The organism is Sphingomonas sp. Leaf208 (assembly GCF_001421415.1).
In the GTDB taxonomy this organism is placed as follows: Bacteria; Pseudomonadota; Alphaproteobacteria; order Sphingomonadales; family Sphingomonadaceae; genus Sphingomonas.
Genome location: NZ_LMKH01000035.1, coordinates 231,031 through 246,944, shown reverse-complemented (window position 1 = coordinate 246,944; position 15,914 = coordinate 231,031). Strand labels below are relative to the sequence as shown.

Genomic DNA, 15,914 nt, shown 5'->3' with positions numbered 1-15,914 from the left:
GGGGCGCCAGCCTCGGCCGAGCCGGTCGCACGTCTCGTGTCGTTCGAACCCGGGGCGGGTCTCGCACTGGCGGATGCGCGAGGCATCGCGCGCGTGGTGACGGCGCCGGGTGACCACGCGGTCGTCCGGATCGCCGCCGCCGACCTGACGAGCGACCTCCGGCGCGTGACCCGTGCCACGACCGCCAACGGCACGCAGGTCTGGCTCGGCACGCTCGGTCGCAACCCCGCGATCGACCGGCTGGTCCGGCGGGGCGCGCTCGACGTCTCGAAACTGCGCGGCGCGTGGGAGAGCTTCGTGATCGCCACCGTCGCCAACCCCGCACCCGGTATCCCGGCAGCGCTGGTGATCGTCGGCAGCGATCGTCGCGGGACCGCGTTCGGCGCGTACGAGCTGTCACGCGCGATCGGCGTGTCGCCGTGGCATTGGTGGGCCGACGCCACGCCCGAGCATCACGCCGCGATTTATGCGGCGACCGGTCTCCACCGCTTCGGGCCGCCGTCGGTCCAGTATCGCGGGATTTTCCTCAACGACGAGGACTGGGGGCTGCAACCCTGGGCTGCCAGCACGTTCGAGCCCGAGGCCGGCACGATCGGGCCGAAGACCTATGCCAAACTGTTCGAGCTCATGCTGCGGCTGAAGGCGAACATGGTCTGGCCGGCGATGCACAAAGTCACCGCGCCGTTCAACGCGAACCCGGAGAATGCGCGCCTCGCCGACCGCTATGCAATCGTCATGGGATCGAGCCATGCCGAGCCGATGCTGCGCAACAATGTCGGCGAATGGACGGCACCGGCGACCGAGTTCAACTATGTGACCAACCCCGCCGGCGTGGCCGACTATTGGCGCGCGCGCGTCCGGGCGAACGGCCAGTACGAGAGCGTCTGGACGCTCGGGATGCGCGGCATCCACGACAGCGGGATCGTCGGCCCGACTACCGACGATGCGCGCCGCTCGTTGCTCGGACGCATATTCACCGATCAGCGCGCGATGCTGGCGCGCGGCGTGAACCGGGATCTGACGCGCGTCTCGCAGGTCTTCACGCCGTACAAGGAAGTGCTCGACGTATATCGCGGCGGGCTGAAATTACCCGACGACGTCACGCTGATGTGGCCCGACGATAATTTCGGCTATATCCGTCACGTCCCCGACGCCGCCGAGCGCGAGCGGGCGGGCGGATCGGGCATCTATTATCACTTGTCCTATCTCGGGGCGCCGCTGTCGTATCTCTGGCTGTCGACCACCCCGCCCGCGCTGATCCGCGAGGAACTGGGACGTGCCTGGGATGCGGGTGCACGGCGGATGTGGGTCGCCAATGTCGGCGACCTCAAGCCCGCGGAACTCGCGACCGATTATTTCCTGCAGCTTGCGTGGGACGTACCGGGCACGCGCGGCAAACCGATCGATACCGTCGTCGGGGACTGGGCGGCCGGCACGGTCGGCGCCGATGTCGCGCCGGAGATCGCCGCGATCATGGCCGAGCATCACCGGCTGAACTTCCAGCGCCGGCCCGAGCATCTGCAATGGTGGCTGCCCGGCGAACTCTCGAAGCCGAGCCCGCTTGCCCCTGCCGAGATCGCTACCCGCCTCGCCGCCTTCGATACGTTGCGCGCGCGCGTCCGCTCGATCGCGCCGCGCATTGCGGCCGACCGACGCGACGCGTTCTTCGAACTGGTCGACTATCCGGTGACTGCGGCGGCACTCGCTAACACGCGCGTGTTCGATGCCGAGGCGCATGACCGCCTGCGCGATACCGAGCCGGTTGGTGCGGCAGTCGCAGGCGAGCGTTCGCGCGCAGCGGATACGGAAATCACCGCGCTGACGCGCCGCTACAATAATGAGCTCGCGGGCGGGAAGTGGCAGGGGATGATGGCGGTCGAACCTGCCGACGGGCAATGGCGCCGTTACCGCTTGTCGGTTCCAATCCTGCCCGCCCCAACTGCACCTCCCCGGCGGAGGCCGGGGCCCAGTTGGAAGGTCCCTGGTGAGATCGCGCCGCCCTCCATTACCTCAGTCGTTCCAACTGGGCCCCGGCCTTCGCCGGGGAACCGGGAGGTTTTGCCAACGGCAACGATCGTGATCGAGGCGGAAGAGGCAGAAGGTCCACGCACCGGCTGGCGCGTGGTCGACCGCCTCGGCCGCAACGGTGCTGCGGTAGCCGCGGCGGCGCCGGCAACGCTGTCGTATAATGTCACGCTCCCCCCTGGTCGCTGGCGGCTCGCAGCGGAAATGTTGCCGACCTATCCTACGACCGAAGGCGCCGACCTCGCGGTAACGATCGCGATCGACGGCGGGACACCCGTGCGCGTCGGCGTTCCCCGCAAGACCGGCGACCGCGCATGGGCGCTCGCGGTGCTCGACAACCGTCTCGACCTCGCGCTGCCGACACCGATCGCGGCCGGACGGCATACCGTGTCAATCGGCATCGACGACCCCGCGATCGTGTTCGACGCGCTGCGCTTCGATCCGATTCCCGCCTCAACTCCAGCCGCCTCATCTTTAGCCGCCTCATCTTCAGCCAACGCCGGTACCCAAGGACTTTCGCATGGCCACTGATCCGATCGCCGCCCGTCCGGCCCTGCCGCTCGGGCCTGCCCGTCCGGTACGCTGGTACAATCTGCTCGCCTACGGATCGAACGACGTGCTCGGCGCGGGGTCGATGGCGGTCATCAGCACGTGGATCCTGATCTTCTACACCAGCTTCTGCGGACTGTCCGCGGCGCAGGCGACGATCATCTTCGGCGTCGCGCGGGTGCTCGATGCGTTCACCAGCCCGACGATCGGCCACCTGTCGGACAATCTCGGGCGGAGCTGGCTGGGGCGCAAGTTCGGACGGCGGCGGTTCTTCATCCTCGCCGCGATCCCGCTGCTGCCGTCGTTCGCGATCATGTGGGTCGCAGGCCAGGGCTTCTGGTATTATCTCGTGACGTACGTGCTGTTCGAGATGGTCTACGCGATGGAGATCATCCCGTACGAGACGCTCGCTTCGGAGATGGCGACCGACTACCGCACCAAGGCCAAATTCGCCGGCGCGCGCATCCTGTGCGGCCAGTGCTCGGCGATTGCGGCGGCGTTCCTCCCAGGCTGGCTGATCGCGTATCTCGGCCCGGATTCGCCCGACACGTATCTGTTTATGGGCATGATCTTCTCGGTGCTGTTCATGGGCGCTGCGGGTCTGCTGTACGCGTTCAGCTGGGAGCGGCAGCGGCCGGAGGGGCTCGACGAGGTCCAGGCCGTCGAGAAGGCGTCGCTCGGCGCGGCGTTCAAGGCGCTTTATCGCAACCTGTTCTCGACGTTGCGGATCCGCGCGTTCCGCCTCCATCTCGGCATGTATCTGGGCGGCTATATTAGCCAGGACATCTACAACGCGGCCTTCACCTATTTCGTGATCTTCGCGCTTGCCGGATCGACCGCGATCGTCGCGAACCTGGTCGGCGTGACGTACATCGTCCAGCTCGTTGCAGTGGTGCTGGCAATCAACTTTGCGCTGCGGCTGTCGCCCGCCGCCGCCTACCGGTTCGCGGCGTTGAGCTTCGCGATCGGCGTGGTGATCTTCCTCGCGATGTACGCGGCGGGCTATACCGCGACGTCGGCGCTGTTCTGGCTGCCGGTGGTGTTCGCCGGGTTGGGGCGCGGCGCGCTGAACTACATCCCCTGGGCGACCTACAACTACATGGCCGACGTCGACGAGATCGTTACCGGGCGCCGTCGCGAGGGCGCGTTCGCCGGCGTGATGACGTTCGTGCGAAAGATGAGCCAGGCGCTGGCGGTGATCTTGGTCGGGCAGGTCATGCAGGCATCAGGCTTCGTCTCGAAGGCGACCGCGCAGAGCCCGCAGGCGATCTACGCGATCGTCGCGGTGCTGGGCGCAGGGACGATCGCGATGCTGGTGTTCGGCGTGCTCGTGTCGACGCGGTTCCGCCTGACGCCCGCCACGCATGCGATCCTGCTGGAGGAGATCGAGCATCTGCGGCGCGGCGAGCGGACTCCGTCGACGCCGGACAACGCGCGCGTGGTCGAGGATCTGTCGGGCTGGTCCTATGACAAGCTCTGGGGCAACAACCCCGTCGCGGCGGCGGGCACGCGGTGATCCTGATCGCCGCTGCGTTGCTCGCCGGCGCAGGCTCGCCAGTCGCGCCGAAACCTCTGTTCCGTGATCCGGTGCACGATGGCGCCGCCGATCCCTCGACCGTCTACGACCCCGCCCGCCGCGAATGGGTGATGTTCTACACCAACCGCCGCGCCGACCTGCCGATGGCCGACGCGAAGGACGTGCGCTGGGTGCACGGTACCGCGATCGGCACCGCCCGCTCGCGTGACGGCGTGCGCTGGCGTTACGGCGGCATCGCGGCGATCCCCGCATCCTGCACCGGCGCGACGTTGTGGGCGCCCGAAATCCAGTATCTCGCGGGCCGGTGGCATATGTGGCTGACAGTCGTGCCGGGCGTCTTCCGCGACTGGAACGCGCCGCGGTTCATCGTTCACCTGACCTCGCGCGACCTGAAGCGCTGGACCTGCGGCGAGCGGCTGTCGCTAGGCTCCGACCGGGTGATCGACGCGAGCGTCGCGGCACTGCCCGGTGGCGGCTATCGACTCTGGTACAATGACGAGCGGCTGAACAAGGCGATCCGTTATGCCGACAGCGACGATCTGGTGCACTGGCGCGTAAAGGGCACTATCGTCGACACGCCCGGCGAGGGACCGAAGGCGTTCCGCTGGAAGGGCCGCTGGTGGCTGATCTCCGACGCGTGGAAGGGATTGCTGGCGATGCGCTCGACGGACGGCGAGCACTGGACGCGGCAACCGGACTATCTGCTCGCGACGCCGGGCCGTGCCGAGACCGATCGCGCCAAGGGGCAACATCCCGACGTGATCGTCGCGGGAGATCGCGCGTACATCGTCTATTTCGTCCAGCAGTCCGGCGAACCACAGTCCGCGCGCGATCCGGAATGGCACCGCCGCAGCGTGCTCCAGATTGCCGAACTGAAGGCAAACGAAGGCATCCTCACGGTCGACCGCGACGCGCCGACCGAGATCCGGCCCGTGCGCCGCTAATCGAGAAAGCCGACCTGCCGCAGCCACGCCTCGCACAGCGTCGGCCAGATCGAGACCGGCAGCTTCTGCGTATCCAGCGCGAAACCATGCGGCGCGTCGGCGAAGACGTGGAGTTCGGCCGCACCGCCGGCGTCCTGCCACGCCGTGTGGAGCCGGCGGGCATTCTCGACCGGAACGACGGGGTCGTTGCCCGCATAGACGATGAATGCAGGCGGCGGCGACGGCAGAAGTTGCGCATCGGGTTGCAGCCGATCGTACATCGCCTGTTTCTCGGCCGGCGGCAAAGGCGGCTTGTCGGCGATGATCGTCCGTCCCGCCGCGTTGGTGGAGATCGGGGCATACCCCATGACCATCACGTCGGGCCGCGTCGGCGCGTCGGGATGACGCGATACCGGCGCCGTCCATTCGTCCGGATACGCCGCGGCGAGGCATGCAGCCAGATGACCGCCAGACGATAGTCCAACCACGCCGAGTCCCACCGCCGCCAGACCGCTCGCGCGAACGCGACGCATAGCTTCGCGCGCGTCGTCGAGCGGTGCGGCAATACCGTGCGCAGCGTTGGGAAAGCGGTGGATCAGGAAGAACGCGTGATAGCCGAGCCCCGTCAGCCAGGCCGCGACCTGCACCCCTTCCCTGCCCGCCATCAACTGCGTGTAGCCACCGCCGCCAAGCACGAGCATCGCCCGGCCATTGGGCTTGGCGGCACGGAACCCGAGCAGCACCGGCTGGTCAACCGCCGTGACGATCGCAACCTCGGCCGCAACCGAACGATCCTCGAACGTCACCGCCGGCTCGTCCGCCCACAGCGGCCACACATCATCTGTACCCAGCATCACGAACACCCCGGTTTAGCGTTGTCGAACGACGAGTGCCCCGGCGTGCAGGGATGCGTCGGATACGCCTCGCCGTCGAGTTCGGTCGCCTCGCGCACCACCGCCAGCCGATCGCCCTCGTCGCGCATCTCGTAGAGCTTGCCGAGTGCGAAGTTGAACGGCCGGTGGAGGATCATCATCAGTCGCCCGTCGAACGCGCGGAACAGCATGCCGTGGCCGCTGTCGCGTTCGACGAGCGGACCGAGTTGCTCCCACGGCCCCTCGATGCGGCCCGATCGCGAGCGTGCCTGCCCCTCGACATAGCCCTTCTTGCCATAGCTCGACCACAGCATCAGCAGCTTGCCGGTCTTGCTGCGGTACAGTTCGGGGCCGTCGGTGACATAGACCGTATCGCCATCGGGCTGTTTCTGGCCGACCACCCACGCCGCGTCGTTCGCCGCGAACAGGCGCTTGGCCGAGCCCGTCGCGGACAGGTCGTCGTTCAGCGGCACGGCCTCCATCGTGCCGATCGTCGTCTGCCACCATTCATGCGCGTAGACGAGCCACGGCTTGCCCTTCGGGTCGACGTACAGCGTGCCGTCGAGCGACATCTGGTCTTTCGACACGATCGGCTCACCGCCCCGGACCAAGGCGTAGGGCCCGTCGATCTTGTCCGCGACCGCGAGGACGGTCCCGCGGCGATAGGTCGCGCGGTTGCCGTTGGGCGTCAGCGGCGAGGCCGGATCGTGGAACGTCGCGAAGAGATACCAGCGGTTCTTCCAACGGTGCACTTCCGGCGCCCAGCTTCCCGCCTTGGCCCAGACGTCGCCGGGCAACACGAACACCAGCTTGGGCCTGGTCCAGTGCTTCAGGTCGCGGCTGGCATACATCATCGTACCCAGCCGCGGGTCGCCGGTCATCGCGACCTCGTTGCGGGTGAAGAGGTAGTAGGTACGGCTGGCCTTGTCGGCGACGATCCACGGATCGTGGAGGTGCATCGCGGTCATCACCAGCGGGGCATCGGGCTCGCGCGGCGGGGTTGCCGGTGCGGCCCCCGCGAGTGCCAGCAGGTTAGCGGCGATCAGGTGCGCGATCCGGGTCATGCGACGGTCTCCACCGCTATGCTGTTGCCATAGCCGATCACCACGGTCGCGATCAGCAGCAGCGCGACACCCGACCAGACCACAGTCTTGATCTGCGCGCCGGCGTCCTTCCACTCGCGGAACGCGAAGCCCCACAGCGTGCCGAAAATGATGATGCTCGCCATGTGCAGCGTCCAGCTCGAGAAGCCGAGGCGTCCCATTTGGCTCTCCCCCATCGTGTAGAAGAAGAACTGGAAATACCAGGTGACGCCCGCGAGTGCGCTGAGTGCGTAATTGCGCACGAGTGGCGGACGGGCGCCGCCGGTCGTGCGGCCAAGCCATTGCTTTGCGCTCCGGTTCTTCACGATCAGCCACGCGCACCAGGCGCCGTTGGTGACGAGCCCACCGGCCATGATGAGGCACAACACGGGAAGCCCGGTCCAGAGCGGCCCGGTCCCCGCGGTCGCCGACAGCGCCTTGATCGGTTCGCCAGCGGCCAGCCCGAACGCGAAGCACGCGGACATGATCCCGGCGCCGATCGCGACGACGATGCCCTTGCGGAAATCGAACTCGGCGACGACCGCCAGCTTCTGCTCCGGCGTCAGCAGCGCATCCTTCATCGCGCCCGCGATCGCGACGACGACGATGCCGGCGAGCGTCAGGCCGATACCGGCGAGGACGATGTTTCCGGAGGTGGTCGCGATCAGCTTTTTATGGAACTCGCCGGTGAACGCCGGCGGGATCAGCGTGCCGAATACGGTGCATAATCCAAGTACGACCGCCATGCCGAGCGACAGCCCGAGATACCGCATGACGAGCCCGTAGCCGAGCCCGCCGAACCCCCACAGCACGCCGAACACCATCGGCCACCAGAACGCAGTCGACGGCGCGCGACCGAGCACACCGAGCGGGTCCTGCGTCTGAAGGCTGGCGAAGAACCACGGCGCGACCAGCCACGACACGATACCGCCCGTCAGCCAGTAGATCTCCCACGACCAGCGCTTCACGCCGCGATAGGGGACGTAGAAGCTCGCCGACGCGAGCCCGCCGAGCCAGTGATACAGCACCCCGAGCAGCGGGTTCAAAGGTTGAGACCCAGCCGGTAGATCCGGTTCGCATTGCCGCCGAACAGCGCGCGGCGTTCGTCTTCGGCGAAGTCGGCAACCAACGCGTGATAGGTTTCGAGATAGCGATCGATCGGCGCGAACAGTGTGTCGGTCGGCGCGTCGCTGGCGAACAGACAGCGATCGGTGCCGAACAGGTCGATCGCTTCGAGCAGGAAGGGCCGCACGCTTTCCGGCGTCCAGTCGCGCGCGATGAAGCCGAGCCCCGACAGCTTGATCGCGACATGCGGCAAGGCAGCGAGCGCGCGAAGGCTGTCGCGCCATTCCGCGATGCCATCGGGATCAGTGAGCACCGGCATGCCGAGATGGTTGATGATGACCGGAACTTCGGGATGATGCGCGATCAGCCGCGCAAGGCCGGGCATCTGCGCGGGATAGCATTGCAGGTCGAACGAGAGCGCGTGCGTCCGCAGCAGCGCGTAGCCAGCCTGCCACTGGGCATCCTGCGTGAGGTCGCGCGCCGTGTAGCTGCGAGCCGGATCGGTGTGCCAGTTGACGATCTGACGGATGCCCCGAACATGGGGGAACGCAGCCTGCGCAGCGAGGTGCGTCTCGACGTCGGCATCGTCCAGCGGTGCGTAGGCGACGATCGCGTTGGGCAAGCCGTGCTCGGCGGCGATCCCCTCCAGCCAGCGCGTCTCGTCGAGCGCGTGCACCGGGTCCGCACCCGCGTCGACATGCACCGCGCCGACGACATTCCACCGCGCGAGCGCCGCGCGGTACTCGGCGATCCCGAAGTCGCGCGCGATCGGCTCGACGCTGCCATTGGGGCCGTCATCGGCGAACGGCGGCGACAGCCACGGGTAGCGGATGTGGCTCAGGTCCCACAGGTGGATATGCGCATCGACGAACGGGATCATCGCCTTCTCTCCTGGGTTTGTTGAACCGTACCGCCTCGTGCCGGGCAGCGTTGGCTGAGCGATTTGGGATGACAGTCGGAACGATCCTCCCCCGTCAGGGGGAGGTGGCGCCAAAGGCGACGGAGGGGGAGGATACGGAACAGAGGTTACCCTTACCTCCCCCTCCGTCTGGCAAGTACCAGCCACCTCCCCCCGCCAGGGGGAGGATACAGAACTCACCCCTAGAACGTCGTCCTTCCGCCCGACGTGTCGAAGGTCGACGCCGTCGTGAAGCTGCACTCCTCGGACGCCATGAAGCATACCATCGCGGTCGATTCCGGGATCTCGCCCAGCCGCCCCATCGGGATCTTCGAACGCATATACTCGACCTGACTCGCTGGCAGCTGCTCGAGGATCGGGCTCTCGAACGTCGCCGGGGTCAGCGCGTTGGCGATGATGCCCCTGCCCGCGAGTTCCTTGCCGAGCGATTTCGTCAGGCCGATCACCGCCGCCTTGGTCGCCGAATAGGCGGACGCGTTGGGATTGCCCTCCTTGCCCGCCACCGACGACACGTTGACGATGCGGCCATAGCCGTTCGCCAACATCAACGGCACGACCGTCCGGCAGCAATAGAACAGCCCATTCAAATTGATGTCGACGACGCGTTTCCAGCTGTCGAGCGGGTATTCGTGGACCGGTGCGGTCGCCCCGGTGATTCCGGCCGAACAGATCAGGATGTCGACCTTGCCGAGCACGGCCGCGCTCTCGGCCGCCGCCGCGACGACCGCGTCGACGTCGGACACGTCAAGCGCGACGACATGCGCCGCGCCGACCTCGTCCTTCGCGACCGCGAGCTTGGTGGCATCGAGATCCCACAGCACGACGCTGCCGCCCTCGGCGACGATCCGCTTGGCGACATCCTTGCCGAGCCCCGACGCGCCGCCGGTGACGATCGCGCAGCGACCGGCAAACCGCCCCCCATAGATCGTCATGCGATCGAACCTTCACCCAGATGGCGCCATTCGACGACCGACTGACGCTGCGTGCCGAGCCCGGCAATGCCGAGTTCCATCACGTCGCCCGCCTTCAGGGAGATCGATTCGGGCTTCTTGCCCTCGCCGACGCCCGGCGGCGTGCCGGTGATCAGGAGGTCGCCGGGGTACAGCGTGACGTATTCGCTGACGTAGGAAATGAGCTGCTTCAGGTCGAAGATCATCGTCTTCGTGTTGCCGGTCTGCATCCGCACGCCGTTGACGTCGAGATGCATGTCGAGGTCCTGCGCGTCGCCGATCTCGTCGGGCGTCACCAGCCACGGGCCGACCGGGCAGAAGGTGTCGTGGCCCTTGCCCTTGCTCCACTGTGACCCGCGCTGCTTTTGATTGAAACGCTCCGACACGTCGTTGGCGAGGACATAGCCCGCGACCTTGTCGAGCGCCTCGTCTTCGGAGACGTAGCGGCAGGTCTTGCCGATGATCACGCCGAGCTCGACTTCCCAGTCGCCATGCGTCGAACCGCGCGGCAGGACGACGTCGTCGTTCGGACCGCTGAGGCTGGACAGCGGCTTCATGAACATCATCGGTTCGGTGGGGATCGGCAGGCCGGATTCGATCGCGTGATCGCGGTAGTTGAGACCGATCGCGACGATCTTGCCGATGCCCTTGATCGGGACGCCGTAGCGCGGCGTGCCGTCGACGACCGGCAGCGACGCGGGATTGGCCGTAAGCGCCTGCCCCAGCGTTGCGACGCTGAGATCGTCGATCACGCCCGACAGATCGCGGATCGCACCATCGGCATCGACGATGCCGGGCTTTTCCTGGCCGGGTTGGCCGTAGCGGCAGAGTTTCATGAGGGGACTTTCGGAAAAGAGAATGGCAAAAAGAGAGACTGGATCAATGCGTGTACGGGCGGTGCATCGCGATCTCGGGGTTGAGCGTGACGCCGAACCCTGGCGCATCGAGCGCGCTCGCCTTCATCCGGCCGTTCTGCGGCACGGGCTCGCCGAGCAGCTGCGGATGGAACATCGGCACCACCTCGGTCGGTCCCGGATGCATCATCAGGAACTCGGCGAACGGCGAATTGTGGCGCGTGATGACGAAGTGGTAGCTGTAGACCGACGACCCGTGCGGCACGACCATCTTGCCATGCGCATCAGCCAGCGCGCTGATCTTGAGCAGTTCGGTGACGCCACCGCACCAGCCAACGTCCGGCTGGATGATGTCGCAACAGTCCATCTCAAGCAGCATCCGGAAGCCCCAGCGCGTCGCCTCATGCTCGCCGGTGGTGACCAGCATGCCCTTGGGGACGTTGCGCTTGAGCTCGGCATAGCCCCAGTAATCGTCGGGGCTGATCGCCTCCTCGATCCACTTCAGGCCATGCTCGTGCGCGGCGATCGCGAGCCGCGTGGCATAGTCGACGTCGAGCGCCATCCAGCAGTCGAGCATCAGCCAGAAATCGGGACCGCATTTCTCGCGCATGTCGGCGATCATGGCGATGTTCTTCTTCATGCCCTCGGCGCCCTCGGCAGGGCCGTGGTGGAGCGGCATCTTGCCACCGATGAAGCCGAGCTCCTTCGCTACGTCGGGCCGTGCGCCGGTCGCGTAGAATTGCAGTTCGTCGCGCACCGCACCGCCGAGCAGGTGATAGACCGGCTCCTGCCGCAGCTTGCCAAGCAGATCCCACAGCGCGAGATCGACGCCGGAGATCGCATTCACGACCAGCCCCTTGCGGCCGTAATATTGCGTCGAGAAATACATCTGGTCCCAGATCTTCTCGTACTCGGTCGGCGAGCGCCCTTCGAGGAACCGTGCGAGGTGCTTCTCGACGATGAACGCCGCGGGTTCACCACCGGTGGTGACCGCGAAACCGACCGTGCCGTCCTCCGCCTCGATCTCGACGACCAGCGTGCCGAGCACGTTGATCCCGAAGCTCTGACGCGACTGGCGGTATTCGGGATAGCGGCTCATCGGCGTCGCGATGTGGTCGTCGATCCAGTGCCCCGCGCCCTGGTCGTGATAATCGGCACCACCACCACGGACGACGAACGCCCGGACGTGCTTGATCTTCGGCAAAGTCACAATCGCCACGCTCAACGCTCCTCATCCCCCGCGCCCCACCGGAGGCGCGTCGCACACACCATCGAACGATGTCCGCGTCCTGCCCGCCTGGTCTGCTTCGACCCGGCAACGCAGCACATTCACGTCTCACCCGATGATTTGTATCATCTCATTTTGTGAGACGAATGATTACTTGATGAGAATGTCCGCGTCAAACGCAGACTTGGGCTGATACTGGAAATCCCTCGTGAATGTCTGCAGACCGGGTCGCATCCAACCACCCCACGGAAAAGGCCTGACACGGCCATAAATAGATGATATGTGATCAGTCATCTTACAATGTGGTAAATCACCGGAGAGTGGTTCTGCGCAAAGGGGGGATACCAATGAACGGTTTACGTCTCACGGCCTGCATTCGTAGCGGCACATCGATGCTCGCGCTGCTCTCTGCCGGGGTTGCGACCACCGCCACGGCTCAGCAGGCAGCCCCGCCGACGACGATAACTGCGGAGACTCCCCCCGAACCTGCGACGCCCGCGGACGTAGTTCAGACCGACGACATCATCGTCACGGGTTTCCGCGCGTCGCTCACCACCGCGATCAACCAGAAGCGCAACGAAACCGCTGCGATCGACAGCATCGTCGCGGAGGACATCGGCAAATTCCCCGACTCGAACCTGGCCGAATCGATGCAGCGCATTCCCGGCGTCGCGCTTGCCCGCGGTGACGGTGGCGAAGGCCGCAACATCTCCGTTCGCGGGCTGGGCGCGGCGTTCACCCGCGTCCGCATCAACGGCATGGAAGGCACGTCGCAGACCGGATCGTCCGACATCTATGGCGGCGGCAACAACGGTCGTAGTTTCGATTTCAACGTTTTCCCGACCGAGATCTTTTCGTCGCTCGCGGTACGCAAGACGCCCTCGGCCGATGTCGAGGAAGGCTCGCTCGGCGCAACCGTCGACCTGTCCGCACCCAAGCCACTGGCCGGCAAGCAGGACTTCACGCTCAGCGCGACCGTCCGCGGCGTCTACAGCGAACTCGCCAAGAAGGTGAACCCGCGCGCTTCGTTGCTGATCGCGAAGAAGTTCGACGACGGAAGGTTCGGCGTCCTTGGCTCGGTCGCCTATCAGGAACGCGACATCCGCGAAGTCGGCTATTCCGCCGTCGACATCCTGTCCGCCAATACCAACGGGCTGTTCTGTTCGCCAGTCGGCTTCGCGCCCGCCACGCCGGCGATCGGCAGCAAGGGTGCCGATGCCGCGAACTGCTATCCCGGCACGCCGCGTACCAGCACGGCGGCGGCGTTCAATACGGTGCTCGCCGCCCGCCGCCCCGACCTGCCCAACACCGCCGGCAGCGGCGCGTTCTTCCCGCGCATCCCGCGCTATCTGAATTCGGAACAGAAGCAGAAGCGGCTCGGTGGCACGCTCAGCTTCCAGTTCCAGCCCGACGCGGCGACCGATATCTCGCTCGACCTGCTCTATTCGCGCTTCCACGTCGTGCGCCGGGACAATTACATCGAGGCGATTTCGTTCGCGCGTTCAGCGGCGAACAACGGCCAGCCGGTGATGTCGATCAAGGACGTCCAGCTGACACCGCAAGGCAGCCTGATCTACGGCCTGTTTGACGGCGTCGACGTTCGCTCCGAAGGGCTGGTCGACGATTTCACGTCGACGTTCAAGCAGGCCAATCTCAACATCAAGCACGACTTCACCGACAGCTTCGGGATCACCGCCTTGTTCGGGCTCAATCAGGCCAAGGCCTTCGGCAAGCGGCGTTTCCAGTATTTCATCGATGCGATCGACACGCCCAATTTCTCGATCGACTACCGCGACGGCAAAGATACGCCGAAGCTCGGCTTCGGTTTCGACGTGTCCGATCCGACCCGCTTCAACTACGGACCTGCGCTTGCCGACGGCACCGTGCGCGGCGGCTACAGCTTCCAGGCGCGTCCCTCGACCAACACCAACAACGGACTGACCGCGGAAACGAACCTGCACTGGAAGGTCGCCGACGTGCTGACGCTGAAGGCGGGCGGCCAATATCGCCGCAGCGATTTCACGTTGCGCAACGTCATCCCGTACACTGCGGACACGCTTACCAGGGCGCTGCCCGCCGGTACCACGCTCGCCAACATCACGCACCAGATCAGCGGAGTCGGCAATCTCTGGGGCAACGGCGCGCCGTCGAGCTGGGCATCGCTCGATCCCGACAAGTTGATCAGCACGTTCAACCTGGATGCGGTGCGCTATTGCGGCACCGAATGCGGCGCGCAGTCCAGCCGCGTGCTCGAGGAAGTCTCGTCGGCCTATGCGATGGCGGCGTTCGATCTCGGCGACCGGCTCGGCGGCATCGGCGTCCGCGGCGATGCGGGCGTCCGCTTCGTCCACACCGACCAGCTGTCGTCGGGCTTCATCTCGGTCGCGCTCGCAGGCTCGCCGACAGGCGTGACGGGTCGGTTCGCCACCGCGAACAAGCGGTACAGCGACTGGCTGCCCTCCGGTAACCTCGTGATCGAGCCGATCAAAGACCTGCTGTTCCGCTTCTCGGGCGCGAAGGTGCTCGCCCGACCGGAACTCGGCGTGCTGACCCCCACCAGCGGCGTCAACGCGATCACGCGCAACGGCAGCGTCCAGAACCCGCAACTCGATCCGATCCGCGCCAACACCTTCGATGCGGCGATCGAATGGTATTTCCGCCCCGGCGCGCTGCTGTCCGCCGCGTTCTTCTACAAGGATCTCAAATCCTACGTGCAGAGCGTCAACACGCTCATCCCGTTCAGCGATCTCGGCCTGCCGAACGAGCTCCTCGCGGGCAGCAACACGTTGCCGAGCGAACAGTTCACGATCGCGCAGCCGCTCAACACGCCGGGTGGCCCGTTGAAGGGCGTCGAGGTCAACGCGCAGGTGCCGTTCACCTTCCTGCCGGGGTTCCTCAGGAACTTCGGCGCGCTGGCGAACTACACGCACGTCACCTCGCGGATCGACTATATCCTCGCCAGCGTGAACGGCGTGCCGACCGTCACGACCACCGCCAACCTGATCGGCCTGTCGAAGAACACCGCATCGGGCACGCTCTATTACGAGGACAGCAAGTTCAGCATCCGCGGCACCGCCAATTACCGCGACGGCTTTATCCGCGGCATCCCCGCCTCCCCCGGCAGCGATCTCCAGGGCAATGACAGCACGCTGTTCGTCGATGCCTCCGCCTCGTTCGCGGTCACGGACACCGTGAAGCTTATCCTCGAGGGCACCAACCTGACCGACGAGCAGAACCGGCTTTATACCGACAGCGTCCGTCAGGACACGCTGTTCCAGACCCGGATCGGTCGCACGGTGACGTTCGGCGTCAACTTCAAGCTGTGACGATCGACCCAAACAGGGGAAAACTCCCCTTCAACGACGGCCGCGTGGTCGGCCAGGCCGATAGGGACTTGGCTTCCTGTCGCGGCGCTCATAAAGCGGGCGTTGATTCGAAAGACCGTCACGATAGCCGAGAGCCCTTGATAGCATGCAAATAATCGTTCGCGACAATAACGTCGACCAGGCCCTCCGCGCCTTGAAGAAGAAGCTGCAGCGCGAAGGCGTGTACCGCGAGATGAAGCTTCGTCGTCATTACGAGAAGCCGTCGGAAAAGCGTGCCCGCGAGCATGCTGCCGCGGTCAGCCGTGCACGCAAGGCCGATCGCAAGCGCGCCGAGCGCGATAACTGATCGTTCCCGGACCGGGCTTGCACGATAATGCTCGTGCAAGCCCGGTCCGACATCATGCGCCGCTCCGGAATGGCGCCTGCGGTACTGGCCGATTGATTCGCGACATCGCGTATCCACTCGATCCCGACATCCTGCCGACGTAACTGTGAGTTCACAGCAGCATCATCGCTGCTGACGATGACGGCTGACTAACGGCTTTGGCAGTTGAGCCCGTCCCGGCTCCGGCCCAGGCCTCACG

The 15,914-nt window shown here is 65.9% G+C and carries 12 protein-coding genes; 5 read left to right on the top strand and 7 right to left on the bottom strand.

The genetic code is table 11. From position 1 onward, the window contains the following. Positions 1-36: 36 nt before the first annotated feature. The 3 genes from ASE69_RS16115 to ASE69_RS16105 are packed head-to-tail and all read left to right on the top strand — an operon-like array spanning position 37 to position 5,055. Entirely contained in the window at positions 37-2,556 is a 2,520-nt protein-coding gene (locus ASE69_RS16115; protein WP_235518875.1) for a glycosyl hydrolase 115 family protein, read from the top strand. Then, positions 2,546-4,090 carry an MFS transporter gene (locus tag ASE69_RS16110; RefSeq protein WP_056488901.1) on the top strand — a complete coding sequence of 515 codons (1,545 nt, stop codon included), beginning with the start codon at positions 2,546-2,548 and terminating at the stop codon, positions 4,088-4,090. Before ASE69_RS16115 ends, ASE69_RS16110 begins: the two co-directional genes overlap by 11 nt. Next, a complete protein-coding gene (locus tag ASE69_RS16105) occupies positions 4,087-5,055 on the top strand; it encodes a glycoside hydrolase family 43 (RefSeq protein ID WP_235518874.1) in 969 nt (322 codons plus the stop codon). The genes ASE69_RS16110 and ASE69_RS16105 overlap by 4 nt, the downstream gene beginning before the upstream one ends. Here the strand turns inward: ASE69_RS16105 and ASE69_RS16100 are convergent. The 7 genes from ASE69_RS16100 to rhmD all read right to left on the bottom strand — a co-directional run bounded on the left by ASE69_RS16100 (position 5,052) and on the right by rhmD (position 11,986). Continuing rightward, on the bottom strand, positions 5,052-5,888 hold the full coding sequence (locus ASE69_RS16100) for an alpha/beta hydrolase (RefSeq protein WP_056489441.1): 837 nt from the start codon (positions 5,886-5,888) through the stop codon (positions 5,052-5,054). The two genes, ASE69_RS16105 and ASE69_RS16100, sit on opposite strands and share 4 nt — an antisense overlap. Further along, positions 5,888-6,970: a glycoside hydrolase family 43 protein gene (locus ASE69_RS16095; RefSeq protein WP_056488899.1), complete on the bottom strand. Its 1,083-nt coding sequence runs from the start codon at positions 6,968-6,970 to the stop codon at positions 5,888-5,890. The genes ASE69_RS16100 and ASE69_RS16095 overlap by 1 nt, the downstream gene beginning before the upstream one ends. After that, positions 6,967-8,034: an L-rhamnose/proton symporter RhaT gene (rhaT, locus tag ASE69_RS16090; RefSeq protein WP_056488897.1), complete on the bottom strand. Its 1,068-nt coding sequence runs from the start codon at positions 8,032-8,034 to the stop codon at positions 6,967-6,969. Before rhaT ends, ASE69_RS16095 begins: the two co-directional genes overlap by 4 nt. Beyond that, positions 8,031-8,933, bottom strand: a complete 903-nt coding sequence (locus tag ASE69_RS22200) for an amidohydrolase family protein (protein WP_056488895.1) — start codon at positions 8,931-8,933, stop codon at positions 8,031-8,033. The genes rhaT and ASE69_RS22200 overlap by 4 nt, the downstream gene beginning before the upstream one ends. A 221-nt stretch (positions 8,934-9,154) precedes the next feature. After that, positions 9,155-9,904 (bottom strand): SDR family NAD(P)-dependent oxidoreductase, encoded by a 750-nt coding sequence (locus ASE69_RS16080; RefSeq protein WP_056488893.1) that lies wholly within the window; start codon positions 9,902-9,904, stop codon positions 9,155-9,157. Then, complete coding sequence (locus ASE69_RS16075) at positions 9,901-10,758, bottom strand: fumarylacetoacetate hydrolase family protein (protein WP_056488891.1); 858 nt, start codon at positions 10,756-10,758, stop codon at positions 9,901-9,903. The genes ASE69_RS16080 and ASE69_RS16075 overlap by 4 nt, the downstream gene beginning before the upstream one ends. Before the next feature lie 43 nt (positions 10,759-10,801). Next, positions 10,802-11,986: an L-rhamnonate dehydratase gene (gene rhmD / locus ASE69_RS16070; RefSeq protein WP_056065412.1), complete on the bottom strand. Its 1,185-nt coding sequence runs from the start codon at positions 11,984-11,986 to the stop codon at positions 10,802-10,804. 365 nt (positions 11,987-12,351) lie between these two features. On the opposite strand from rhmD, the gene ASE69_RS16065 reads away from it, so the two are divergent. Together ASE69_RS16065 and rpsU are read left to right on the top strand one after the other, a co-directional pair. Next, complete coding sequence (locus ASE69_RS16065; RefSeq protein WP_235518871.1) at positions 12,352-15,330, top strand: TonB-dependent receptor; 2,979 nt, start codon at positions 12,352-12,354, stop codon at positions 15,328-15,330. A 145-nt stretch (positions 15,331-15,475) separates the two neighbouring features. Beyond that, positions 15,476-15,676 (top strand): 30S ribosomal protein S21, encoded by a 201-nt coding sequence (gene rpsU, locus ASE69_RS16060; protein ID WP_031393196.1) that lies wholly within the window; start codon positions 15,476-15,478, stop codon positions 15,674-15,676. Positions 15,677-15,914 lie beyond the last annotated feature (238 nt).

Coding starts and splice junctions, on each gene's coding strand:
- ASE69_RS16110 (WP_056488901.1), top strand. CDS start 2,546: ATGGCCACTGATCCGATCGCCGCCCGTCCGGCCCTGCCGCTCGGGCCT.
- ASE69_RS16065 (WP_235518871.1), top strand. CDS start 12,352: ATGAACGGTTTACGTCTCACGGCCTGCATTCGTAGCGGCACATCGATG.
- ASE69_RS16080 (WP_056488893.1), bottom strand. CDS start 9,904: ATGACGATCTATGGGGGGCGGTTTGCCGGTCGCTGCGCGATCGTCACC.
- ASE69_RS16100 (WP_056489441.1), bottom strand. CDS start 5,888: ATGCTGGGTACAGATGATGTGTGGCCGCTGTGGGCGGACGAGCCGGCG.
- ASE69_RS16075 (WP_056488891.1), bottom strand. CDS start 10,758: ATGAAACTCTGCCGCTACGGCCAACCCGGCCAGGAAAAGCCCGGCATC.
- ASE69_RS16095 (WP_056488899.1), bottom strand. CDS start 6,970: ATGACCCGGATCGCGCACCTGATCGCCGCTAACCTGCTGGCACTCGCG.
- ASE69_RS22200 (WP_056488895.1), bottom strand. CDS start 8,933: ATGATCCCGTTCGTCGATGCGCATATCCACCTGTGGGACCTGAGCCAC.
- rpsU (WP_031393196.1), top strand. CDS start 15,476: ATGCAAATAATCGTTCGCGACAATAACGTCGACCAGGCCCTCCGCGCC.